The organism is Halomonas halmophila (assembly GCF_006540005.1).
GTDB classification, from domain to species: domain Bacteria; phylum Pseudomonadota; class Gammaproteobacteria; order Pseudomonadales; family Halomonadaceae; genus Halomonas; species Halomonas halmophila.
On the sequence record NZ_BJOC01000003.1, the window covers coordinates 83228 to 107496 of the forward strand.

The following is a 24269-nucleotide window of genomic DNA, read 5'->3' on the forward strand; positions in this document are numbered from 1 at the left end:
ATGTACAACAAGATCCTGTTTCCGGTCGACCTCAACGAGGCAGCATCGTGGTCCAAGGCATTGCCGACGGCGCTGACATTATGCCGGAGCTTCGGGGCTTCACTACACGTGGTCACGGTGTTGCCGGATGTTCAGATGCCATTGGTTGGAGGATTCTTTCCTTCCGATTATGCCAGTAGGGCACGCGAGGCGGTCAGTAATGCCCAGCACGACTTCATTCGCGAGAATGTGCCCGACGATATCCAGGTGCAGAGCGTGATAGTCGAGGGCTCGCCCTGGGAGGCGATCATCGAGGCGTCCAGCCAAGTGGAGGCCGACCTGATCGTCATGGCCTCGCATACCAAGCGCAAGTTCGTCGACTATGTGCTGGGGCCCAACGCCGAGCATGTGGTGCACCATAGCAAGGTGTCGGTGATGGTCGTGCGGTGAGACCTCGTGGTCGTGGTCGTATCCCGGAGCCCTGGCTCCGGGGTGCGGCTTTCGGGATGGAGGCTGCACGAGTAAGCTGTATCGCGTAGTATCCTGACCACGACCGGTTTGCGAGGAGTACGACATGCCCCTCAGATCATTGCGAGTGATGCCCGTCGTCATGCTCCTGGCCGTCACTCTGGCTTCCTTCAAGGCAGTGGCCGCTCTCGAGCCCCTGCCCGAACCGAGCGGTGAGGTGATCCTGACCATCAGTGGTGATATCACCCATACCAATGCGGGAGACGAGGCACGTTTCGACCGCGCCATGCTGAATCACCTCGCTTCGCGCACTATCGTGACCGATACCCCCTGGCATGAGGAAGCAAGCCGTTTCGAGGGGCCGCTGTTCACGGCCCTGCTGGATGCCGTCGGCGCCGAGGCCGAGCAGGTTCGGGTTGGCGCCCTGAACGGCTTCGAGGCGAAGATTCCGGTGACGGACTTCCAACGCTACGATGTAATCCTGGCCATGCGCTTCAATGGTGACAGGGTGCCGATTCGCGATTTCGGTCCCCTGCTCGTGATGTATCCCTTCGATGAACACCCCGAACTCCATACCGAAGTGATACGCTTCCGCTCGGTGTGGCAGGTGGATCGTATCTTCGTCTACTGACTTCGCGCTGGAGAGCCTGGTGCTGCAACATTACCCTCTGCGCCTCAAGCTCGGGGCGATTTCCGCCCTGTTGCTCTTCGTGGGGGCCCTGTTGGTGGTTGGCCTGGTGGTCTGGCGTCAGGACAGTCAGTTGTGGCGGGTCGGCGAGGACATGACCTGGCATGCCTACAAGCTCGACCGAGATGTCGTGCAGCTGCGCAGTTTCCTGCTGTCGGACCGGCCCGGTTCAAAGAGTCTGGAAGGCGTGCGCCTGCGCTTCGAGCTGCTCTACAGTCGCCTCAACCTGCTGGAAAGCGGCGATATTGCCGAGCTTCTCGATTCGGTCCCGCCGGCCGCGAGCCTGGCACAGGATATCCAGGAGCATATCCGTACCATCGATGACATTCTCGACCAGGCCGAGGTCATGAATGACTCCGTCAGGGACCGCATGGAGCGCGAGTTGACGGCCATGAGCGAGCCCACGGAACGCCTGGTGGTGTCGATCAACTCACACCTGGCGGAGACGACGACCCAGGAGCGCGAACGCCTGAAGTGGTTGTACGGCCTGCTGCTGGTGCTGATCCTGGCCATGAGCGTGGCGGCAATGATGGTGGTGGCCTTCCTGTTCCGCGAGTCGCGGGACAATGCGCGGGCGCGCCGCACCCTCGAGGCGTTGAGCGACGAGCTCGAGGTCACGGCTCACCAGGCCCAGTCGGCCAGCCAGGCCAAGTCGGAGTTCCTGGCCACGGTCAGTCACGAGATCCGCACGCCCCTCAACGGTGTCATCGGCATGAGCGAGTTGCTGACCGAGCATGACCTGACCAGTGACGCCAGGCATTATGCCGATACCATTCATGACAGTGCCCAGCGCCTGCTGGAGCTGATCAACGACATCCTCGACTTCTCCAAGATCGAGGCCGGCCGCCTCGACCTGGAAGCGCGATCGCTGCCGCTCGACGAGCTGCTGAGTGGTGCCACCTCGCTGTTCGCGCCACATGCCGAGGCGCGGGGGATCCAGCTGACAACCTGGATCGACCCGGAGCTGCCGTCCCATGTGGTCAGTGACCCGGGACGCTTGCGTCAGATACTGCTCAACCTGCTGTCGAATGCCATCAAGTTCACCGACCAGGGCGAAGTCCGGGTGTCGGCCTTCGTCGCCGAGGATGGTGAGCTGGCCATCGAGGTGGTCGACAGCGGCTGCGGCATCGAAGCCGAGCGTCAGGCACAGCTGTTCGAGCCCTTTCATCAGGGCGACCCCTCGACCGCCCGGCGCTTCGGTGGCACCGGGCTGGGATTGGCCATCTGCAAACGACTGGTCGAGGCCCTGGGAGGACGCATCGGCATGCACAGTGAGGAGGGACTGGGCAGCCGTTGCTGGGTCCGCCTGCCGCTCGTGGCGGGCGGCGAGGAAGTCGAAAACGCGGCGCTGGGCACTTCGGAAGATGATAACAGTGCCCTGCAGGGGACCCGTCTGCTGGTCGTCGAGGACAATCCGGTCAATCGTCAGGTGGCGCTGGCCATGCTCGAGCGCCTGGGGTGCCGGGTCAGCCTGGTCAACTCGGGGGCGGAGGCGCTGGAGCGCATCAAGACGGAAGCGTTCGATCTAGTGTTCATGGACGTGCAGATGCCCGACATGGACGGCCTGGAAGTCACGCGCCGCCTGCGGGCCAGTGATGGCTGGGCCGCCGAGGTGCCCATCGTGGCGATGACGGCCGGCGGCTATGGCGGCGATCAGGCACGCTGCCTGGCGGCCGGCATGAACGGATATCTGGTCAAGCCGATGTTCCAGGACGACCTGCAGGCGGTATTGCGGCGTCATCTGCTGCACGCCCAGGGGGAAATCCGGGCGCGTGAGGTGACGGCCGGTCCCGAGCAGCTGGTGGATGATGCCGTCATCGAGGCCCTGGAGCAGAGCCTCGGAAGGAGTGAACTGCAGCAGCTGGTCGGGCATTACCGTCAACAGACCGGGCTTCAGCTAGCGGCGCTGCGCGAGGCCGTGGCGCGCGGGGACGCTAGTGGCGTCATCCACCAGGCGCATCAGCTCAAGGGGGAGTCGGCCAGTCTGGGAGCCGTCAAGGTCGCCGGCGCGGCCATGCGCCTGGAGCAGGCTGGCAAGGAGCAGCGGCTCGACGCGCAGCAGCACGAGCTGCAACACCTGGAAGATCTCCTCGAGTCGAGTATTCAGGCACTCGAGGCCCGCTGGGGATAGTCATTCGCGGGCGCGTCGGCGCAGGGTGCGCGCTATGACCTGCTGGCCGGGCGTGTAGTCGCCGTGGATGGCGGCTTCTGCACGGGCCAGGGTGGTATCGGCGATCTGCACATGATTCTGCACCGCCGAGTCCACGGCCAGTGGCAGGAAATCCAGCAGGCGATCGTCGCCGAAGGTGGCCAGGCGCAGCCGGTCGGGCAGGCCACCACGTTCGATCAGGGTGTCGAGGACCCCTTCGAGCAGGGTATAGGACGCGGTGACCAGCGCGTCCGGCAGGCCTTCACCGTCGAGCAGGTCGCGCATCAAGCTTGCGCCGGTGGCCCGATCATAGCGTTCGCCGCTGTACAGCTCGGCGGCCACGTTGCGTGACGCCAGGGCCTGCTGAAAGCCGGCACGTCGTTCGCGGCTGATCGACAGCGCCGGCACCGCATCGAACCAGGCAATCCGCCGGGCCGGCGACGGCAGTACCGCGCGGGTGAGATGCGCCGCGGCATCCCGGTCATTGCTGACGACACTGACGAAGTGCTGCGGGTCCAGGCCCCGGTCCATGCCCACCACCGGCAAGCCGCCCTGCATCAGCTCACGATAGAAGGCGGCCTCCATGGGCAGGCAACTGGCGGTGATCAAGGCCGCACAGCCCTGGGCACGCAGCGCCATGGCGACTTCCTGCTCACCCGCCGGGTCGTCTTCCGAGCCCGCGATCAAGAGGTGGTACCCCCGCTGCCGTGCCTTCTGTTCGAGCAGCTTGGCCAGCCGTGCATAGCTGGCATTCTCCAGATCCGGGACGATGAGCCCCAGCAGTTGGCTGGAGCCGCGGCGCAGCGCGGCGGCCTGGGCGTCGACCCGGTATTGATGCTGGCTCACCACGGCCATGACCCGGTCGACCGTCGCCTGGCTGATGCGGCGCTGGGCGGCCTTGCCGTTGATGACGTAGCTGGCGGTCGTGCGTGACACACCGGCCAGCCGGGCAATTTCAGCGAGTGTCATGAGTCCTTCCGTTGGATGGCGGGCGGCGAAGAGAGTACCCCAGGTCGCAGGGGCATGCGAACTCCTGCCAAAGTCGTAGATATTCGAGCTTGCCTTGTAGCATGAATCGATTCAGCATTGAAGCCAACAAGGTGACACGATTCAGCAAACAGGCCATCCCGTTCGCGTCACCACCGCACAGGAGACATGCATGCTGACGCTACGCGAGAGTGACATTCAGCTCGGTTGCCGGGCCGATGACTGGCGCGCGGCCCTGGACCAGGCCGCCGCTTCCTTGGTGGATGCCGGCCTCACCACGCCGGACTACCGTGAAGGGCTGCTGTCCCGAGAGACACAGTCCTCGACCTATCTGGGCAATGCCATTGCCATTCCCCATGGCACGCCGGAAAGCCGTGCCCATGTCCTCAACACAGGGGTGCGCGTGCTGCAGTTCCCCGAGGGCGTCGAGTGGCACGATGGTCAGCCGGTGCATGTGCTGGTCACCATTGCCGCCCAGAACGACGAACACCTGGACATCCTTCGCCAGCTGACCCATGTGCTGGACCGCGACGATGTCGCCCAGCGGCTGGCCGGGGCCTCGGACACAGAAGAAGTCGTGGGCCTGCTGTCGCGTGCACCGCTCAGGGCGCGGCTGGATGCCGATACCCTGTGCCTGGGCACGCCCGCCCGTGACCTCGGGGAACTGGCCATGGCCGGGGCCGCCCGGTTGCGTCAGGCCGGCTGTGTGGGCGATGGCTTCATTGCCGAGCTGGCGAGTGCCCGGCTGCAATGGCTGGGGCAGGGAGCCTGGCTGGCCATCGCGGAGCGTGACGTAGTGACGCCGGCCCTGTCCCTGGTCACGCCGGCGGACGAGTTGGAGGCGCACGGCGAGAGCGTCAACGGCGTCTTCTGTCTGGCGGCCAGTGGCGACAGTCACCTCGGCCTGCTCGATCAGGTCGCGACGCTGCTCGAACACGGCGAGCTGGAGACCCTCAGGCGTGGCGATGCCGCGACCCTGCTGGCGCTTCTGGCCGGCGAGGGCGGGGCGACGCGGACCCGTCAGGTGCGCGTGCTGAATGCCCATGGTCTGCATGCCCGTCCGGCCAAGCAGTTGGTGCAGGTGGCCCGCGAGCAGGCGTTGCCGATTGGCGTACGCCTGGCGGAAGGCGGGGTCGAGTCGGTGTCGGCGACCAGCCTGACCAAGGTGATCGGCCTGGGCGCACGGCGTGGTCAGTGGCTGGTGCTGTCCGCCGCTGGCGAGGACGCCGACAGCGCGCTGTCCGCCGTGGCGGATGCCGTCAATGATGGCCTCGGTGAAGCCGTGGAAGCCTTCGATGATAGCCATGAGGACATGCCGGCGGCCACACCGGCGGAAGCGTCACCGGCGCCTTCACCCTTGCCGGACGACACCGCCCATCAGGCGGTGGCCGCCTCGCCGGGACTGGCTATCGCGCCGGTCTTCGTCATGCGCCTGCCGCGTTTCGACTATGCCCGGCTGGCCGATGATGCGGCCGCCGAGACCCGGCGGCTCGAAGCGGCGGTCGCCGAGGGCGCGGCGCAGCTGGCGGCCCTGACACGCAGCGCACCGGGTGGAGAGGTCGCCGAGGTGCTGTCCATGCACGAAGAGATGCTCGATGACCCGGAGCTGCTGCAGGCCGCCCGTGAAGGCATTCAAGAGGGCTACTCCGCCGAGGCCGCCTGGTGGGAAGCCATCGATACCGCGGCATGCGCCCAGGAAAGGCTCGCCGATCGCCTGCTGGCGGAGCGCGCGGCCGACCTGCGTGATGTTGGCCGGCGTGTCCTGGGGCGGCTGTGCGATGTGGAACTGCCCGAGCCGCCGGCCCATCCCTATATCCTGGTCATGGAAGACGTGGGCCCCTCGGATGTGGCGCGCCTCGATACCCAGCGCGTGCGCGGCCTGCTGACGGCGCGTGGCGGTGCCACGGCGCACAGTGCCATCCTGGCCCGGGCACTGGGGATTCCGGCGGTGGTCGGTGCCGGAGATCGGATCATGGCGCTGGCCAATGACACGCCGCTGATCCTCGATGGCGAGAGTGGTCGCATCGTGCCGGCACCCAGCACCGCGCGCCGCGAACGCGCCGAGCAGCAGCTGGCGGACCGCGAACGCCGCGAACGTGACGCCTGGGAGGCCCGTTTCGAGCCCGCCCAGACCCGTGATGGCCAGCGTGTCGAGGTGGCCGCCAACCTGGGCAACACCGCCCATGCGGCCGATGCCGTGTCGCGCGGCGCCGAGGGCGTCGGCCTGCTGCGTACCGAGTTTCTGTTCATGGCCCACGCCCAGGCGCCGGATCTGGACACTCAGGTCACCGAGTACCGTGAGGCCCTGGATGCCCTGGACGGGCGCCCCCTGGTGGCGCGGACCCTGGACGTGGGCGGTGACAAGCCGCTGCCGTACTGGCCCGTGCCTCAGGAAGACAACCCCTTCCTCGGCTTGCGCGGCATTCGCCTGGCCCTGACACGCCCCGAGGTGCTGGCGACCCAGCTCGAGGCCCTGCTGAGAGCGGCCGTCGGCCGGCCACTGCGCATCATGCTGCCCATGGTCAAGGATGTCGCCGAGCTGCGCACGGCGCGTGCCATGCTCGACCGCCTGCTTTCGGACATTGCACCGGACGCGCGGGCCACCGATGTACAACTGGGCGTGATGATCGAGGTACCCTCGAGTGCCCTTCTGGCCGGAAGCCTGGCCGTGGAGGCGGATTTCTTCTCGGTGGGCACCAATGATCTGACCCAGTATGCGCTGGCCATCGACCGTGGCCATCCCGAGCTCTCGGCCCAGGCCGATGGCCTGCATCCCGCCGTCCTGCGGCTCATCGAGATGACCGTCGAGGCCGCCCATGCCCAGGGCAAGTGGGTCGGGGTGTGCGGCGAACTGGCCTCGGATGCCACCGCCGTGCCGGTGCTGGTGGGACTGGGCGTCGACGAGCTGTCGGTCAGCGCGCGTCAGGTGCCCATGGTCAAGGCCCGGCTGCGCGACATCAGCATGGACACTGCCCGGGATCAGGCGCGGCGGGCGTTGAGCCGTGCCACGGCGGCCGAGGTGCGTGACGCCCTGGAGCAGGCATGATGGCGTCGCTTCTGGTGGTCAGTCTCAATCCGGCACTCGACCTGTCGGTGACGCTCGAACAGCTCACCCCGGGCCGGGTCAATCGCACCCACCACACCCAGTTGAGCGCGGCCGGCAAGGGCCTGAACGTGGCCAGCGTGCTGGCGGCGCTGGGTCACCGCGTGACCCTGTCGGGGTTCCTCGGTGCCGACAACGACGAGGCCTTCGCTCAGGCCTTCGCGAGCCAGGGTATCGTCGATGCCTGCCGACGCCTGCCCGGGGAGACGCGCATCAACGTCAAGCTGGCCGAGGATGATGGCCGCGTCACCGACATCAACGGCCCGGGCATGACCATCGACGACGCGGCCTGGCGGGCCCTGAGCGACGGCCTGGCCGAGACGCTGGGCGAGCGTTCTGCCGGGCCCCGGGCCATGATCATCGCCGGCAGCCTGCCGCCCGGGGTCACGCCGCCCATGCTGGCCGAGCTGGTGGAACTGGGACGCGACGCCGGACTGCCGGTCTGGGTGGACACCAGTGGTCCGGCGCTGGCCGCCGCCATCGACGCGGGGGCCACGGCCGTCAAGCCCAACGAACATGAACTGGCCGCCTGGCTGGGACGTCGGCAGCTTGCCGCCGCGGACTATGCCGGGGCGGTTCGCCGCCTGCAGCAGGCCGGTGTCGAGGAGGCCGTGATGTCCGCCGGGGCCGAGGGCGTGCTGTGGTTCAGCCGGCGTGGTGCCTGGCAGGCGATACCGCCCGAGGTGCCGGTGATCAATACCGTCTGTGCCGGCGACACTCTGGTGGCGGCCTTGCTGCACGGCGTGCTCGAGGACGTGCCACCCGAAGCGGCCCTGCGGCTGGCCACCGCCTTGTCCGCCGAGGCGGTGCGCCACCCCGGCGTCGGACGCCTCGACGCCGCCGATCTTTCCCAACTCCAACGACAGACTCGCGTATGCCGCCTGGCAGAGGGTGGCGACGCAGGGGGAGCTTTAGCATGAATGTGATTCTGATCACCGCCTGCCCGAGCGGCATGGCCACCTCCTATCTGGCGGCGCGTCGCCTGAAGGGGGCCGCTGAACGTCGTCATTGGCAGGTCAGCGTCGAGGCCCATGGCGTGGCACAAGCCGCCACGCCCGTGGATGCGGCGACCCTGGCGGCGGCCGACCTGATCGTGGTGGCCGCCGAGCAGGTGCCCGAGGGCGAGCGTTTCAGCGGCAAGCCCGTCTTCCAGGCACCCATCGAGGCGGCCCTGCCGGACCCCGATGCCTTTCTGGCGCGCGCCGAACGCGAGGCCCGGGCCTACCAGCCGGAGACGGCGACGCGCTCGAGCACGGCGAATGCCGCCGAGGGTCAGAACATCGTGGCCGTGACGGCCTGTCCCACCGGCGTGGCGCATACCTTCATGGCCGCCGAAGCGCTGGCCGAGGCCGGGCGCAGCCTGGGTCATCGGATACGCGTCGAGACCCAGGGCTCGGTCGGCGCCCAGGATGCGTTGACCGATGCGGAAATCGCCGTCGCCGATGTAGTGATCCTGGCCTGTGATATCGAAGTGGACCCGGCCCGGTTCGCCGGCAAGCGGACCTACCGTACCTCCACCGGCAATGCCCTGAAGAAGCCGCAGCCGACCATCGAGGCGGCCCTGGCGGAGGCCCGGGTAGAGAGCGCCGGGGCCGGGTCGGGCAGCAGCCAGAGCGGGCAGAGCTTCAAGGAGAAGGGCGTCTACAAGCACCTGCTGACCGGGGTGTCCTTCATGCTGCCGATGGTGGTCGCCGGTGGCCTGCTGATTGCCTTGTCCTTCGTCTTCGGTATCGAGGCCTTCAAGGAAGAGGGCACCCTGCCCGCGGCCCTGATGCAGATCGGCGGGGATACCGCCTTCGCGCTGATGATCCCGGTGCTGGCCGGTTACATCGCCTATTCCATCGCCGATCGGCCGGGCATCGCACCCGGCATGATCGGCGGCATGCTGGCGTCGAACATTGGCGCCGGCTTCATCGGCGGTATCCTGGCCGGCTTCCTGGCCGGCTACACTGCCTGGGCGATCACCCGCTACATCAAGCTGCCGGCGAGCGTCGAATCGCTCAAGCCGATCCTCATCATTCCGCTGCTGGCCAGCCTGGTCACTGGTCTGGTGATGATCTATGTGGTCGGCGAGCCGGTGGCCGGTATTCTCGCCGCCCTGACGGCCTTCCTGGAGAATATGGGCTCGGCCAATGCCGTGCTGCTGGGGACCCTGCTGGGTGCCATGATGTGTTTCGACATGGGCGGGCCGGTCAACAAGGCGGCCTACACCTTCGGCGTGGGCCTGCTGGCTTCGGAAAGCTATGCGCCCATGGCCGCCATCATGGCCGCCGGCATGGTGCCGGCCATCGGCATGGGCATCGCCAGCATGGCGGCGGCGAGCAAGTTTTCCCAGCCGGAGCGCGAGGCGGGCAAGGCCTCCTTCGTGCTGGGGCTGTGCTTCATCAGTGAAGGCGCCATCCCCTTTGCCGCCAAGGATCCGTTGCGCGTGATTCCGGCCAGCATGGTCGGTGGGGCGCTGACCGGCGCTTTGGCGATGCTGTTCGGCGCCGAGCTGATGGCGCCGCATGGCGGCATCTTCGTGCTGTTGATCCCCAATGCCATCACGCCGGTCGTGCTCTACCTGCTGGCCATCGTCGCCGGTTCCCTGGTCACGGGGCTGGGCTATGCCATGCTCAAGCGTGGCGAGAACCCGGTGGCCGTGGAGGGCTGAACCACCAGGCCGGATGAGGTACTCCCGCCGCACCCCCGTCGCGCCAGGCGCGACGGGGGTGTCCTGCCAAAGGCGTATATTCCTGTCACGCGCAATGGCCAACACTGAGGGGGCATATCCCCATCAATGTCAGGAGCCATGTCATGATCTACGCCAATCCCGGTACCCCCGAGGCGCTGGTCGACTTCGCGGCGCGTTACGGCAATTACATCGGCGGTGAATTCGTGCCGCCGGTCAAGGGGCAGTACTTCGACAACGTCAGTCCGGTCAATGGCGAGGTGTTCTGCGAGATACCGCGCTCCAGCGCCGCCGACATCGACAAGGCGCTGGATGCCGCCCATGCCGCGGCGCCGGCCTGGGGGCAGACCTCGGCGGCCGAGCGCAGCAACCTGCTGCTGAAGATCGCCCAGCGCATCGAGGACAACCTGGAAGCCCTCGCGGTCGCCGAGTGCTGGGACAACGGCAAGGCGGTCCGCGAGACGCTCAATGCCGACCTGCCGCTGGCCATCGATCACTTCCGCTACTTCGCCGGTTGCATCCGTGCCCAGGAAGGCACGGCCGCCGATATCGATGCCAATACCGTGGCCTATCACTTTCATGAACCCCTGGGCGTGGTCGGCCAGATCATTCCCTGGAACTTCCCGCTGCTGATGGCGACCTGGAAGCTTGCCCCGGCGCTGGCCGCGGGCAACTGCGTGGTGCTCAAGCCGGCGGAGCAGACGCCGGCCTCGATTCTCAAGCTGATGGAGGTGATCGGCGACCTGCTGCCGGCCGGCGTGCTCAACATCGTCAACGGCTACGGGGCCGAGGCGGGGGAGGCGCTGGCGACCAGCTCGCGCATCGCCAAGATCGCCTTCACCGGTTCGACACCGGTGGGCTCGCACATCCTCAAGTGCGCGGCGGCCAACATCATTCCGTCGACCGTGGAACTGGGCGGCAAGTCGCCGAATATCTATTTCGCCGACATCATGAACGCCGAGCCCGAGTTCATCGACAAGGCGGTCGAGGGCCTGGTGCTGGCCTTCCTCAACCAGGGTGAGGTGTGTACCTGCCCCAGCCGGGCGTTGATTCAGGAGTCGATGTACGACGACTTCATGGCCAGAGTGGTGGAGCGCACCAAGGCGATCAAGCGGGGCAATCCGCTGGATACCGAGGTGCAGGTGGGCGCCCAGGCCAGTCAGGAGCAGTATGACAAGATCATGTCGTACATGGACGTGGCCCGTGAGGAAGGTGCCGAGTTCCTGACCGGCGGTGGCAAGGAGAGCTTCGATCCCGCCTATGACAAGGGCTATTACATCCAGCCGACCCTGCTCAAGGGCGATAACAGCATGCGTGTTTTCCAGGAAGAGATCTTCGGCCCGGTGGTCGGGGTCACCACCTTCAAGGACGAGGCCGAGGCACTGGCCATTGCCAATGACACCGAGTTCGGACTCGGCGCCGGCGTCTGGAGTCGCGACATGAACGTGGCCTTCCGCATGGGGCGCGGTATCCAGGCCGGGCGCGTGTGGACCAATTGCTATCACCAGTATCCCGCTCATGCGGCCTTCGGTGGCTACAAGAAGTCCGGCGTCGGCCGCGAAACCCACAAGATGGCCCTCGAGCACTACCAGCAGACCAAGAATCTGCTGGTCAGCTATGACAGCAATCCCATGGGCTTCTTCTGAACGCCACGCCTTGGGCGATGCCATGTCCCGGTAGGAGGGACACACACGGAAGCGGCGGCCCAAGGGGGCCGCCGCTTCGCGTTTCAGGCAGGGACAATGCGCCCGTCAGGTCTGTGAAGCAGCCTCGGGCGGCTCACCCACGGAGCCCGGCATGGCCTGGACCTCGCCGGCCAGCACCAGGAAGTGGATATGGCGCTCGTACTCGGCCAGGAGGTCGCCGATGACCTGGCCACGGGTGTAGCCGTTGACGTCCTTGTCGGCGCCGCCTTCGGCCAGGTAGACATCGAGGCGCACATAGTAGTCGTCATCCACCGGCAGGAAGCTGGGCGTGCGCAGTCGCCGAGCGCGCACCTGGTAGACGAAGCTGGAGGCGTTGTCGAAGTCCACCTGCAGGGTCAGGCTGGGTAGCGGCTCGTCGTCGAGCCGGGTTTCCTCGACGCTGGCCTGCTGGCCACGTGACTCGAGCTCCGCGGCGAACTGCTGCATGGCCGGGCGAATGGCGTGTTCGATGGTCGCGGCAGCACCGGCACGGTTGGAGGTGTCCAGGGCCCGGTCAAGGCGTTCCCGCCAGTCCCCGCCGGGCGAGCCGGCACTGACATAGTGGCGGGCATCGGACTTGGTGCTCTCGAGTTTCAGGGCGCGGGTCATGCCCGCCATAATGGCGAATATCACCAGCGAGAAGGGCAAAGCCGTGATCACTACGGCGCTCTGCAGGGCCGAGAGGCCTCCGGCCATCAACAAAGCCACGGTGACCAGGCCGATGGCCACGGACCAGAAGATACGCAAGCGGATCGGTGCGTCGTGGTTCACGTCGGCCAGAATCGAGGTGAAGTTGGCCAGCACCAGGGCGCCGGAGTCCGCCGAGGTGACGAAGAAGACGATGCCCAGCACGGTCACCACCGAAGCCGTTACCCCGATGTAGGGATACTGCTCGAGGAAGGTATAGATCGTTGTCTGCGGGGAATTCAGCGCCTGCTGGCCGAGTTCGGTCAGGCCATGGTTGGCGACCAGGTCGATACCGCTGTTACCGAAGATCGACATCCAGGCCATCATGAAACCCAGCGGAATCAGCAGGGCACCGGTCACGAATTCGCGGATGGTCCGGCCCCGCGAGATGCGAGCCAGGAAAAGGCCGACGAAGGGCGTCCAGGCGATCCACCAGCCCCAGAAGAAGATGGTCCACCAGCCCTTCCATTGCTGTGCATCCTCGCCGGCGAAGGCATAGGTATCGAAGCTCATGCCGACGAAGCCGCTGAGGTAGTCACCGGCGTTGAGGACCAGCGCATCCAGCAGGTGCAGGGTATCGCCCTGAAAGAGCACGAACAGCAGAAGCAGCAGGGCCAGGCCCATGTTGAACTCGGAGAGACGCCGGATGCCTTTCTCTACACCCGTGACCACCGAGATGGTGGCGAGTATCACCACCAGCACGATCAGCACCACCTGAGTGGCCAGGCTCTCGGGGATACCGAACATGAAGGTCAGCCCGTAGTTGAGCTGCATTACGCCGATGCCGAGGCTGGTGGCGATACCGAAGACCGTCGAGATGACCGCGGTGATATCGACGGTGTTGCCAATGGGGCCGTGAATGCGCTTGCCGAGCAGCGGATAGAGCGCACTGCGGATGGCCAGCGGCAGGCGATGGCGGTAGCTGAAATAGGCCAGTGCCATGCCCATCAGCACATACATGCCCCAGCCGGTCAGCCCCCAGTGGAGGAAGGTCTGAGGCACGGCGGCGCGCAAGGCCGCGGCGCTTTCCGGCGCCAGATCGGGCGGTGTCATGTAGTGCGAGAGCGGCTCGGCGACACAGAAGAACAGCAGGTCGATGCCGATACCGGCCGCGAACAGCATCGAGGCCCAGGAGACCAGAGAAAACTCCGGTCGGGCATGGTCCGGCCCCAGACGAATGCGGCCGACACGCGAGCAGCCGATCACCACCACGAAGACCAGATAGGCCACGGCGGCCAGCATGTAATACCAGCCGAAGGTATCGCTCACCCAGGCCAGGGCGGCGTCGAAAAAGGCGCCGGCCTCCTCGGTGAACGTCATGGTCAGCACCAGGAAGACCAGGATCCCGATCACGCTGCCATGAAAGACGGTTCGATTGATCCGGCCATGCTGGTCCGGACCCGCTAGGTTGGTCGACATTCAGGACATCCTCTTTGGCTTGGGTAATTCTTTTTTGAATGAATGTTCAAATAAAATAACACATCATGCGCAGACTGCAAGCCGCGGGCAGTGGCAAGCGCAGTGAGGACATCGGCCGGAGGTGTACCGCACTGACGGCGGCTGAACGCAAGGCGCCCGGCTCGGGGCCGGGCGCAGAAGAGAGTGAAGATGTGAGGGAGGGCAGGGTCAGGCGTCGTTGTGGGCCTCGCCCTTGTCGCCATCGTGTGGATGGCCACCGCCTTGCGGCCCGCCGCGTCCCTGGGGACGCATGGCTTCGCCCAGGGCCTTCATCTGCTCTTCGTCGAGATGTTCGGACAAGGCGTCACGCTGGGTGGTGATCAGCTCTTTCCAGGCCTCGCGACGCGCCTCGGAACTTTCGAATTCCTTGTCCTTCAGGGCCTCGGCATCGGAGCGGAACTGTCCGCGCTGCTGATCGAGCGTTTCACGAGTGTCGTCGGACAGTCCCCACTTGTCGTAGAGTGAGTGGATACGCTTTTCACGCGCCTTTTCGAGCTCGGCACGCCGTTCTTCACGCATTTCCTGCTTGGCCTTTTCGAGGGCGGCCTGGCCATCTTCGCCGAGGATCTTATCGACCTTCTCGCGGTGTTCGGTGCGCAGCTCCATCATCGATTCGCGATAGTCCTGGCGGGCTTGCTTGAGCGCATCGCGTGTCTTCTGATCGATGCCGGCACGTTCGAAGAGCTCTTGCTTGACGTCCGAACGCTGGTCGGGCGCGGCACTAGCGGCCAGTGACAAGGGGGCGATGAGTGAAGCCAGCAGGGCAGGCATCAGCAGCTTGCGTGTCAGTGACAGTGTCATGAAAAGACTCCTTGTGTCCTTGAGTGACAGGTTCAGTATCCACTCATGAAGTGCAAGGTTGGTGTAGCAAGCGTGCAAACAACGTGAAGGTCGGCAAGGGGCAATAGCGTTCAATCCCACTCGGCGTGTCGCGCGCATGATGGGCCGCATGTCTCGAGAGAAGGGAGAATCCCATGACGCTCAGCCTGTTGCTTTCCATGTCGGCCTTTGCCCTGGCGGCCTCGATATCACCGGGTCCGGTGAACATCGTTGCCTTCGCGTCCGGGACCCGCCACGGCCTGCGTGCCAGCCTGCGCCATGTGGCCGGGGCTGCGCTTGGCTTCACGCTACTGTTGCTGATGATCGGGCTCGGACTGCACAGGCTGCTGGTTCACTGGCCGGCGTTCATCGATGTGGTCCGTTGGGCGGGGGTGGCCTTTCTGCTGTATCTGGCGCTCAAACTCGCCCTGGATAATGGGCGCTTCGGGGAGGCCGATCATGCGCCGCGCCCCAGCATCCGTCAGGGCGCCATCATGCAGTGGCTGAATCCCAAGGCCTGGCTGGCTTCGCTGGCCGGCATGGGCGCCTACGCGGCCAATGGTGACCTGGCCACCATCCTGGTCTTTGCCCTGCTGTATCTGGTGATCTGCTATGGCTCGGTGGCGTGCTGGGCCATCGCCGGCGCCTTTCTGCGCCACTGGCTGCGTGATGCGGCCCAGGTCAGGTGGGTCAACCGCCTGCTGGCCGCCTTGCTTGTCGCCAGTGCCGCTTACCTCATCCTGGCACACGGCTAGCGCCCCGGCGGGTGTCCGCGACGATAGTGGCCCGGGGTGGTGGCGCGTAGCCGCTTGAAGACACGCTGGAAATGGGCCTGGTCGGCGAAGCCGCAGTCGGTCGCCACCTCGGCGATGGGACGGCCGTCGCGCAGGCGGGCCGTGCCGAGCTGGATGCGCTGGTCGAGGAGAAAGGCATGCGGCGTCAGCCCGAAGCGTGCCTTGAAGCGGCGTACCAGGTAGGAGCGCGACAGCCCGGCCGCCTGACAGATGTCGTCCAGACCGATGGCCTCGGTGCAATGTGCCCTGATGAACGAAGCGGCGCGTTCCAGCCCCGGGGTGTATGCCGGTGGTGAAACGCGACGTGGGTCCAGCCGCCTCTGCATCTCGATGACCAGCTGGGTGGCGAGCGTCTCCCGGGCCAGGCGTGTCGCGTTCGGGTCGAACAGGGCATCGCAGAGGTTGACGACGCTGCGGTAGAGCGAGCGGTTGCGGCTGGCGTGGGGCGCATACGGCAGAAAGCCCGTGCGGGCAGCGGCGATCAGTTCCTGCTGAAGATCGGCCAGCCAGTCGGTCTCGATATACAGCATGTCATACGACCAGGGCAGGTCATCGATGGGGTTGCAGGCATGGACCTCACCGGGGTTCATGACCACCACGGTTCCCGGATGCACCGTCTCGGTATGGCCCTGATTCCAGTAGGTACTATGCCCGCCGGTGATGGCGCCGATCGAAAAGGTATCATGGCTGTGCCTGGCGTAGCAGACACGCCGGCCGCCGGTGACCCGGCGTGCCTCGAGGAACGGCAGCGCGGGGTCACGCCAGAAGCGCATGACGTCCTGGCATCGTGTATCCCAGTTCATTGCTCGGCACTCGTCGAGCACCCGGTGTCGCGACCCTTTCCCTGCACCTCGCACCTCGCACCTCGCACCTCACACCTCACACCTCACACCTCACACCTCATCCCTCTCACTCTTCCGGCTGGTACTTGTAACCCACGCCATAGACCGAGCGGATGATCTCGCGCTCCGGCCAGATATCGGCGATCTTCCGGCGCAGTTTCTTGACGTGGCTGTCCACGGTGCGCTCCGAGACGATGCGGTGGTCGCGGTACATGTGATCCATGAGCTGCTCGCGGGAGAAGATTCGGCCGGGCGAGTGCATCATCACGCGCAGCAGCTGGAACTCCACCGCGGTCAGGGCCAGGTCCTGGCCATCCGCCAGGGCGACCCAGCCATCATCGTCCAGGCTGAGGGGGACGCTGGGGGTGGCATCCTCCAGGGCGGCGCGGCTGCGGCGCAGTACGGCACGCGCCCGAGCCACCACTTCACGGGGGCTGAAGGGTTTGCAGATATAGTCATCGGCCCCCAGCTCCAGACCCAGAAGCCGATCGACCTCCTCGACCCGGGCGGTGAGCATGATGATGGCGACATGCGGCCAGCGCTGTCGAATCTCGCGGCTCAGCGTCAGGCCATCGGTGCCCGGCAGCATCAGGTCCAGTAATACCAGCTCGGGGGGATGGTCGCGTGTCTCGATCCAGGGCAATACCTCATCGCCGTGATCGATGTGATAAGTGATGTAGTCGCTGCCCTCGAGGTAGTCGGCCACCAGGCGAGCGATCTTGGGTTCATCTTCCACGATCAGGACGCGGTTGGTTTCGAGGCGGCTCATGTGTCATCCCTTGTCAGCTGATGGTCGTCGATGGCGGGAAAGGTCAGTGTCCAGCATAACCCGCCCAGCGTCGAAACGCCCGGCGTCATCTCGGCCCCATGGGCCCGGGCCAGGGCCATGGCGATCGAGAGCCCCAGGCCGCTGCCGCCGCTGGCCCGGCTGCGAGAGCCTTCGACGCGATACAGGCGTTCGGTAAGGCGCGGCAGGTCCGCCTCGGTCACTCCGGGCGCAGTGTCTTCCCAGCTGAGTCGCCAGTGTCCCCCCTGCCGGCTCAGGGCTACTTGTAGCATGCCGGGGGCCGTGGTATAGGCGCCGGTGTTGTCCAGCAGGTTGGCCCATAGCTGGCGAAGGCGTTGCGTATCGCCGCGAATCCAGGCGGGGCCGTCGATCTCGGTGGTCAGGCTGAACCCCTGGTCGCTCAGTGCGCCCTCGGCTTCGCGCAGCTTGGTCGCCAGGTTGTCGGCCAGATCCAGCGGGGCCAGTTGAACTTCCAGAGCGCCGGCATCGCTCTGCGAGAGCAGGCGCAGGTCGGCCACCAGGCGCTCGAGCTGCCCGACCTCCTGGCCCAGCGAGCTCAAGCTGCTCTGATCCAGGCCGCGCACGCCGTCCTGCATGGCCTCGATCTCGCCGCGCAGCACGGCCAGCGGGGTGCGCAGTTCATGGGCGATATCCGAGACCCAGCGGCTGCGGGCCTCGCGACTGGCTTCCAGAGTGGCGGCCAGGACATTGAAGTCGCGTGCCAGGTGCGACAGCTCATCACCCCCGCGCTCGGCCAGTCGCGTGCTGTAGTCGCCGTCCGTCAGGCGGCGTGTCGCCAGCGTCATGCTGCCGGTCCGGCGCCCCAGCCACCAGGACAGGCCGCCGGCCAGCAGCAGAGAAGCGAGGCCGAGCGCGGCGACGATGATGGCCAGATTGCGGCGCTGCTGGGACAGGAAGATGCGGTCCATGCGCGCCATCAACTGCTGGGGCGGGCGATACCCGAGGGTGCCGACCTGCCGGCCATCGCTGGTGATCGGCAGCCAGCGCAACTCGGCTGCCTCCTGGTCGTTGTCCGGTGGCAGGCCGATCACCGGCAGGCCATTGGCATCATGCAGCACGAAATCCCTGGGGTCGCCCAGGCGGCGCTCTATGCCCTCGGGCGGGGCCGCTTCGCCCGGCCACAGCTGGTGGCGCACCAGGTAACGCCAGGCGCGCGGCGACTGACGCAGCCACTGCCAGTTACCGCGCCGGGCCCATTCGTCGGCCAGCCCCTCGGCGAGGGTTTCGGCGCGCCGTGTCTGGGTGCGGTCGAGATATTCGATGAAGCCCTGGTCGAGGCTGCGGGACACGCCGATGAAAACCAGTCCGGCAATGGCCACGTTGACCACCAGGATGATCACGAACAACTTGATGCCGAGCCGCGAAAAGGAAGGGAGGGAAAAATGCATGTCGGAGATTCTGCCAGGGTCATCGATGAGGGTGTCGCCTGTCAGGATACTCGCGATGGCCAGTTGCTTCGTGCAAGCCTCGTGAAAGTCCTGTCCCGCGGATATCCCGAGCCATGCGGCCGCCGCTTCACGGGCAGCTTTCTCCGATGACGAGCTCGGTGTCCAGCCGCTGGTCCTTCGCCGGATCCAGGCCCAGGATAATGCGCGCCGCAATGCGGCCCTTCTCGACACTGTTCTGACGCACCGTGGTCAGGCGCGGAGCCCGGTACTGACCTTCGGCGATACCATCGAAACCGGTCAGCCGCAGATCCTCGGGGACCCGCAGGCCGCGCTGTTCGGCCAGGGTCAGGGCCGTCAGTGCCAGGCGGTCCGACATGCACAGCAGTAGGTCGGGCCGCTCGTCGTCCGGCAGGTCGAGGATTGCGGCGATGACCGGCGCGCAGACCTCGTGGGTGTTCTCTTCCACGTTCCATACCGGCACCGAGGCAGGTGCCATGTCATGCGCTTCGAGGGCCTGATAGAAGCCGTCGAGGCGCTCGCGGGTAATGGTCTGCCCCGAGGTCAGCCAGGCCAGGTCCTCGGTGACGCGACCGTTGCAGGGCTGCTCGGTGAGTCGCAGCGTGATGATCCCCACCCTGCGGGGGCGCTGCGCCAGGGCATGATCGGCAATGGCGCGGCTGGCCGGCAGGTTGTCGACATGCACGGTCGGCTGATTGTCCAGGTTGAAGTCCACTGCGACCAGAGGGCGGCTCGGCGGCAGGGTGTCTATGAGCTCCAGGCTGGGCATCAGGCCGTAGACGATGAAGCCGTCGGCAATGCTCATCGAGCCGGGCAACTGCCCGGGTGACTGTCGCCCGGAGAGCAGCAGCAGGGTGTGATGCTGCTCATCCAGTACCTCGGCGATGCCCGATAACAGCTCGCTGGCCACGGCGTCATTGAGGCTGTAGGTCAAGCTCTCGGCCAGGATCACCGCGATGATCTGCGAGCGGCCCGTGCGCAGGCTACGGGCCTTGGCATCCGGGCCGTTGTAGCCGAGGCGCTTGGCTTCCCGGAAGACACGCTGGCGTAGCTGGGGCGAGAGCTGGTCGGGGCGATTGAACGCATTGGAGACCGTCGCTGTCGAGACGCCCAACTCGGCGGCCAGTTCCTTCAATGTGATGTGGCGTGACGATGGAGGCACGTTCGTTTCCAGGCTAATAAGCTGACCGATCAGGATACCCTGCCAGAGTGCTGCGGCATAGCGGGTTCTGCCGAGGCCAGCTCCACCGCACAACGTCGCGCGCCATCCCGTCAGCCCAATTGCCTCGGCAGCGGCCAAGGATACGGGCTGGCGGCGTCGGGCAGGGACCAGGTTACCAGGCGCGGCGAGCCAGCCGCTCGAGCCGGCTCTGGAGTTGCTCGACGGCCGCGGCCCCTTCCTGCTCACCGGACAGCACACGGTGGGTGGCGTTGAAGAAGGCATTGGAAACCCGGGCATAGGCATTGCCGGTGGCCGAGGCGGGACGCGCCACGCCATTGACCAGGTTCTCATAGACCTTGGTCACCGCCGGATTGCTTTCCAGTACCTCCGGGTCCTGGTACAGCGACTCGATGGTGGGATTACGATTCTTGCGGATAGCATGCTCCTTTTGCTGGGGCCTGGCGGTGATGTAGGCCACCAGGTCGGCAGCGAGTTGCGGCGTTTCGGAGTAACGGGAAACGGCCAGGCTCCAGCCTCCCAGTGTGGCCGCCGGCTCCCCCTCGGGGCCGTGCGGCAAGGCCGCCATGCCGATCTTTCCGGCCACCTCGCTGCCTTCGCTATTGGCCAGTGCCCACACATAGGGCCAGTTGCGCAGAAAGAGAGCATTGCCGGACTGGAAGACCCCGCGGGTTTCCTCCTCGGTGTAGTTGAGCACCCCCTCGGGGCTGATGTTGCCGACCCAGCTTGCGGCCTGGTCGAGAGCGGCGGCAGCCTGCGGGTTGTCGATCGTTACCTGCCCCTCAGCGTCGATGATGGTGCCGCCGCCGTGACTGGCGACCCACTCCAGGGCGTTGCAGGTCAGTCCCTCGTAGGCGCGGCCCTGGAACACATAGCCCCAGAAGTCGTCGTTACCGGCCTGGCGCTCGGCGGCCTGAATCGCCTCGGCGGTGTCGGTCAGCTGCTGCCAGGTTCCGGGCACCTCGTAACCATGCTTGTCGAGCAGGTCCTTGCGGTAGTAGAGCAGCCCGGCGTTGGTGTACCAGGGCATGGCGACCAGTCGCTCATCGACGGTGTTGTTGTTGATCAGCGCCGGGAAGAAGCCCTCGGTGGCATCATTCTCCAGGTAGTCGTTCAGATCGACGAGGTGTTCGGCGAGCAGGCCGGGCCAGACGGTATCGATCATCATCACGTCGATGTCGCTGGACTGGCTGTTGAGCAGCTGCTGCAGCAGTGACAGGCGTTCGGTGGCACTGTTGGGCGTCGAGACCACCTCGACCTGGTGCCCCGTCTTCTCGGCCCACTGTTGTGCCAGGGTCGGGCAGTAGTCGGTGGCGTCACCCGGGCCGCAGGCGATGGCGACCTCCGCGGCCAGGCTCTGTTGAGCCCCCAGGGCTGCGCCGCCCAGCAGCAGCGAGGTAACCAGGGGGCGTGTAACGCGACGGAAAGGTGTAATGGGCATTGTCATGACTCCTGATGTTCTTGTGGTGGGGTGACGTCATGTTGGCGATAGCCGGGCTCACCAGGCGCGGCGGCCGAGTCGCTCGAGCTGGCTCTGGAGTTGTGCGACGGCCGCGGCGCCCTCCAGATCACCGGAGAGCACGCGGTGGGTGGCGTTGAAGAAGGCATTGGAGACCCGGGCATAGGCGTCGCCGGTCACTGTGGCGGGCCTGGTTACCCCGTGGGTCAGGGTCTCGTAGAGGTCGCTCATGGCAGGGTTGCGATCGAGCACTTCCTCGTCCTGATAAAGAGACTCGATGGTCGGATTCATGCCCATGGCCAGGGCATGGTCCTTCTGCTGATCCCGCGCCGTGATGTACTCCACCAGCTCGGCGGCCAGCTCAGGGTGTTCGGAATAGCGTGACACGGCGAAATTCCAACCGCCCAGGGTGGCCGCGGACTCGCCGTTTGGACCATGCGGCAGGGGGGCCATGCCGATCTTGCCGGCTACCTCGCTGCCCTCGCCATTGGCCAGTGCCCACACATAGGGCCAGTTGCGCAGGAAGAGCGCATTGCCGGACTGGAAAATACCTCGGGTCTTTTCTTCGGTATGATTCAGCGTGCCTTCGGGGCTGATCGTGCCGATCCAGGCGGCGGCCCGGTCGAGTGCCTTCGCCGCTTGCGGATTATCGATCGTCACCTTGCCGTCACTGTCGATGATGGTGCCGCCGCCGTGACTGGCGATCCACTCCAGGGCATTGGTGGTCAGGCCTTCATAGGCGCGTCCCTGGAAGCTGTAGCCCCAGAAGTCCTCATTGCCTGCCTGGCGCTCGGCGGCCTGCACTTGGGTGGCGATGCGGGTCAGCTCCTCCCAGGTCTCGGGTACCGCGTGGCCATGCTTTTCCAGGAGATCCGTACGGTAATACAGCATGCCGGCATCGGTGTACCAGGGCATGGCCACCAGGCGCCCGTCGACGGTGTTGTTGTCGATCAGTTCGGGAAAGAAGCCTTCGCTGGCATCCTCCGGGAGGTATTGGGAAAGATCGATCAGGTGCTTCGCCAGCATCCCTGGCCAGACGATATCGATCATCATGACATCGACATCGCTGGACTGGCTGTTGAGCAGTTGCTGAAACAGCGAGAGCTTTTCGGTGGTGGCATTGGGTGTCGACACCACCTTGACGTCGTTACCGGTTTTCTCGGCCCATTCCTTGGCGACGGTGGGACAGTAGTCGGCCGCATCACCCGAGCCGCAGGCAATGGCGATCTCGGTGGCCAGACTCGGTTGAGCCCCCAGGGCGGCGGCGCCCAGCAGCAGCGAGGTCATCAGTGGGTGTTTCGTCTTGCGGAGGTTGTTCAAGCGCATTGTTATTACTCCTGACGTTGGCGGGACAGAATTGTGGTCGCGGCTGTTTACTGCCAGGGAACCCAGGGGCTGTCATCCGGGCAGCGGATAATGCCAATGCCGTGGGCGGGCAGTTCGAGGGTACTCCGACGCAGGCAGCCATTGATGACGTCGGGCGTTGCCTCGCAGTACCCAGCGCTCGAGGGTACGGACAGGCTGCGAGGTGAGGCGGCAAAATTGAGGGCTATCAGCAGCCGGCCGGACGCTGTTGTGCGTTCGAGACAGATCACCTCGTGCTGGAGTGGCAGATAGTGAATCTGTCCATGACGCAGTGCCGGCTGGTGACGTCGGAACTGCAGCAGAGCGCGAGTGGCGGCCAGCAGGGAGTCCTCGCGGCTGGCCTGGCGATCCACGGCCAGCGGCCGATGCTCTGCCGGAATGGGTAGCCAGGGCTGACCATCGGTGAAGCCAGCGTTTTCAGCATCCGCTTGCCAGGGCATTGGGGTACGGCAACCGTCGCGTCCCTTGTAGGCCGGCCAGAAGGTGATGCCCGCTGGATCGACCAGTTGTTCGAAGCTCAGTTCGGCCTCGGTCAACCCCAGTTCCTCGCCCTGATACAGGCAGACGCTGCCGCGCTGGGTCAGCAGGAAGGCGAGGAAGAGACGCTGTCGGGCCGGCGCATGGTCGGCGTTCCAGCGGGAGGCCAGTCGTGTGATGTCATGATTGCCGAGCGCCCAGCAAGGCCAGCCGTCACCGATACGCGCTTCCATTTCGGTGATGATGGATAGCAGGTGTGCCGGATCATGATTCTCGGTGAGCAGGTTGAAGGAATAACACATGTGCAGCTTGTCGCCGCCCTGCGTATATTCCGCCATGATGCCGGTGGCATCGTCATCGCCCACCTCGCCGACACTGGTCGTGCCCGGATACTCGTCGAGCAGGGCGCGCAGTCGTCTCAGCACCTCCAGGTTCTCGGGTTGCGACTTGTCGTGCAGGTGGCGCTGAAAGCCGTAGGGGTTATCGGGACGCACGCCGATGAAGCCGGCGGTGATTGCCTCGCGGGGTGGATTGTCCTGCAGTGCGCCATGAGTGCAGAAATTGATGGCGTCGAGACGGAAGCCGTCGACGCCTCGTTCCAGCCAGAAGCGCACTTCCTCGAGCATGGCGTCGACCACCTCGGGGTTGCGGAAGTTGAGATCCGGTTGTGCGGCAAGAAAATTGTGCAGGTAGTACTGGCATCGCCGCGTGTCCCATTGCCAGGCCGAACCGCCGAAGACCGATTGCCAGTTGGTTGGCGGCGTGCCGTCCGCATTTGGGTCGGCCCAGACATACCAGTCGGCTCTGGGGTTGTCGCGATTCTGCCGGCTCTCGGTGAACCAGGGGTGCTGGTCGGAGGAATGTGACAGTACCTGATCGATGGTGACTTTCAGGCCGCATTCATGAGCAGCCTCGACGAGACGGTCGAAGTCTTCGAGGCTGCCGAACATGGGATCGACACCGCGGTAGTCGCTGATGTCGTAGCCGAAGTCCTTCATCGGCGAGGTGAAAAAGGGCGACAGCCAGATGGCGTCGACCCCCAGAGAGGCGACATGGTCGAGTTTGTCGATGATCCCCTGGAGGTCGCCGATACCATCGCCATTGGCGTCCATGAAGCTGCGGGGGTAGATCTGATAGATGACGGCACCGCGCCACCAGTCAGGGTTTGACGAACTCGAGGGTCGGGACGCAGGCATGAGATCTCCTGAAAACGGGAGCCGGGACTCCCGTCATGAAGGATCAAG

The 24269-nt window shown here is 65.6% G+C and carries 18 protein-coding genes; 8 read left to right on the forward strand and 10 right to left on the reverse strand.

The window, feature by feature from the left end:
• The 3 genes from HHA01_RS00535 to HHA01_RS00545 all read left to right on the forward strand — a co-directional run bounded on the left by HHA01_RS00535 (position 1) and on the right by HHA01_RS00545 (position 3266).
• A complete protein-coding gene (locus HHA01_RS00535; RefSeq protein ID WP_141317149.1) occupies positions 1 to 429 on the forward strand; it encodes a universal stress protein in 429 nt (142 codons plus the stop codon).
• Between the two features lie 124 nt (positions 430 to 553).
• Complete coding sequence (locus HHA01_RS00540; RefSeq protein WP_141317150.1) at positions 554 to 1078, forward strand: putative pterin-binding protein; 525 nt, start codon at positions 554 to 556, stop codon at positions 1076 to 1078.
• Between the two features lie 19 nt (positions 1079 to 1097).
• Positions 1098 to 3266 carry an ATP-binding protein gene (locus HHA01_RS00545; RefSeq protein WP_141317151.1) on the forward strand — a complete coding sequence of 723 codons (2169 nt, stop codon included), beginning with the start codon at positions 1098 to 1100 and terminating at the stop codon, positions 3264 to 3266.
• Here HHA01_RS00545 and cra read toward each other — a convergent pair whose 3' ends face one another.
• On the reverse strand, positions 3267 to 4253 hold the full coding sequence (cra, locus tag HHA01_RS00550) for a catabolite repressor/activator (RefSeq protein ID WP_141317152.1): 987 nt from the start codon (positions 4251 to 4253) through the stop codon (positions 3267 to 3269).
• Between the two features lie 190 nt (positions 4254 to 4443).
• On the opposite strand from cra, the gene ptsP reads away from it, so the two are divergent.
• The 4 genes from ptsP (at position 4444) to exaC (ending at position 11691) form a co-directional block, all read left to right on the forward strand.
• Positions 4444 to 7317, forward strand: coding sequence for a phosphoenolpyruvate--protein phosphotransferase (ptsP, locus tag HHA01_RS00555; RefSeq protein WP_141317153.1), 2874 nt, complete (start codon positions 4444 to 4446; stop codon positions 7315 to 7317).
• Positions 7314 to 8294 (forward strand): 1-phosphofructokinase, encoded by a 981-nt coding sequence (pfkB, locus tag HHA01_RS00560; RefSeq protein ID WP_373862920.1) that lies wholly within the window; start codon positions 7314 to 7316, stop codon positions 8292 to 8294. Before ptsP ends, pfkB begins: the two co-directional genes overlap by 4 nt.
• Positions 8291 to 10027, forward strand: coding sequence for a PTS fructose-like transporter subunit IIB (locus tag HHA01_RS00565; RefSeq protein ID WP_141317154.1), 1737 nt, complete (start codon positions 8291 to 8293; stop codon positions 10025 to 10027). Before pfkB ends, HHA01_RS00565 begins: the two co-directional genes overlap by 4 nt.
• 143 nt (positions 10028 to 10170) lie before the next feature.
• Positions 10171 to 11691 carry an acetaldehyde dehydrogenase ExaC gene (exaC, locus tag HHA01_RS00570; protein ID WP_141317155.1) on the forward strand — a complete coding sequence of 507 codons (1521 nt, stop codon included), beginning with the start codon at positions 10171 to 10173 and terminating at the stop codon, positions 11689 to 11691.
• A gap of 105 nt (positions 11692 to 11796) precedes the next feature.
• Here the strand turns inward: exaC and betT are convergent, their stop codons facing one another.
• The gene (gene betT, locus HHA01_RS00575) at positions 11797 to 13836 is read right to left on the reverse strand and encodes a choline BCCT transporter BetT (protein WP_141317156.1); all 2040 of its coding nucleotides are present in this window, start codon (positions 13834 to 13836) and stop codon (positions 11797 to 11799) included.
• Between the two features lie 207 nt (positions 13837 to 14043).
• Positions 14044 to 14676, reverse strand: a complete 633-nt coding sequence (locus HHA01_RS00580) for a hypothetical protein (RefSeq protein WP_141317157.1) — start codon at positions 14674 to 14676, stop codon at positions 14044 to 14046.
• Positions 14677 to 14849: 173 nt separating this feature from the next.
• Between HHA01_RS00580 and HHA01_RS00585 the strand changes: the two genes are divergently transcribed.
• The gene (locus HHA01_RS00585; protein WP_141317158.1) at positions 14850 to 15449 is read left to right on the forward strand and encodes a LysE family translocator; all 600 of its coding nucleotides are present in this window, start codon (positions 14850 to 14852) and stop codon (positions 15447 to 15449) included.
• On the opposite strand, the gene HHA01_RS00590 is transcribed toward HHA01_RS00585, so the two are convergent.
• From HHA01_RS00590 to HHA01_RS00620, 7 genes are all read right to left on the reverse strand, one after another.
• The gene (locus HHA01_RS00590) at positions 15446 to 16291 is read right to left on the reverse strand and encodes an AraC family transcriptional regulator (RefSeq protein ID WP_141317159.1); all 846 of its coding nucleotides are present in this window, start codon (positions 16289 to 16291) and stop codon (positions 15446 to 15448) included. The two genes, HHA01_RS00585 and HHA01_RS00590, sit on opposite strands and share 4 nt — an antisense overlap.
• A 106-nt stretch (positions 16292 to 16397) precedes the next feature.
• The gene (locus HHA01_RS00595; protein WP_141317160.1) at positions 16398 to 17099 is read right to left on the reverse strand and encodes a response regulator; all 702 of its coding nucleotides are present in this window, start codon (positions 17097 to 17099) and stop codon (positions 16398 to 16400) included.
• Positions 17096 to 18526, reverse strand: coding sequence for an ATP-binding protein (locus tag HHA01_RS00600; RefSeq protein ID WP_141317161.1), 1431 nt, complete (start codon positions 18524 to 18526; stop codon positions 17096 to 17098). The genes HHA01_RS00595 and HHA01_RS00600 overlap by 4 nt, the downstream gene beginning before the upstream one ends.
• Positions 18527 to 18653: 127 nt before the next feature.
• On the reverse strand, positions 18654 to 19706 hold the full coding sequence (locus HHA01_RS00605) for a LacI family DNA-binding transcriptional regulator (protein ID WP_246053762.1): 1053 nt from the start codon (positions 19704 to 19706) through the stop codon (positions 18654 to 18656).
• Positions 19707 to 19878: 172 nt separating this feature from the next.
• The gene (locus HHA01_RS00610; RefSeq protein ID WP_141317162.1) at positions 19879 to 21165 is read right to left on the reverse strand and encodes an ABC transporter substrate-binding protein; all 1287 of its coding nucleotides are present in this window, start codon (positions 21163 to 21165) and stop codon (positions 19879 to 19881) included.
• Positions 21166 to 21222: 57 nt separating this feature from the next.
• Entirely contained in the window at positions 21223 to 22509 is a 1287-nt protein-coding gene (locus tag HHA01_RS00615) for an ABC transporter substrate-binding protein (RefSeq protein ID WP_141317163.1), read from the reverse strand.
• Positions 22510 to 22556: 47 nt separating this feature from the next.
• Positions 22557 to 24221: an alpha-amylase family glycosyl hydrolase gene (locus HHA01_RS00620; protein WP_141317164.1), complete on the reverse strand. Its 1665-nt coding sequence runs from the start codon at positions 24219 to 24221 to the stop codon at positions 22557 to 22559.
• Between the last annotated feature and the right edge of the window lie 48 nt (positions 24222 to 24269).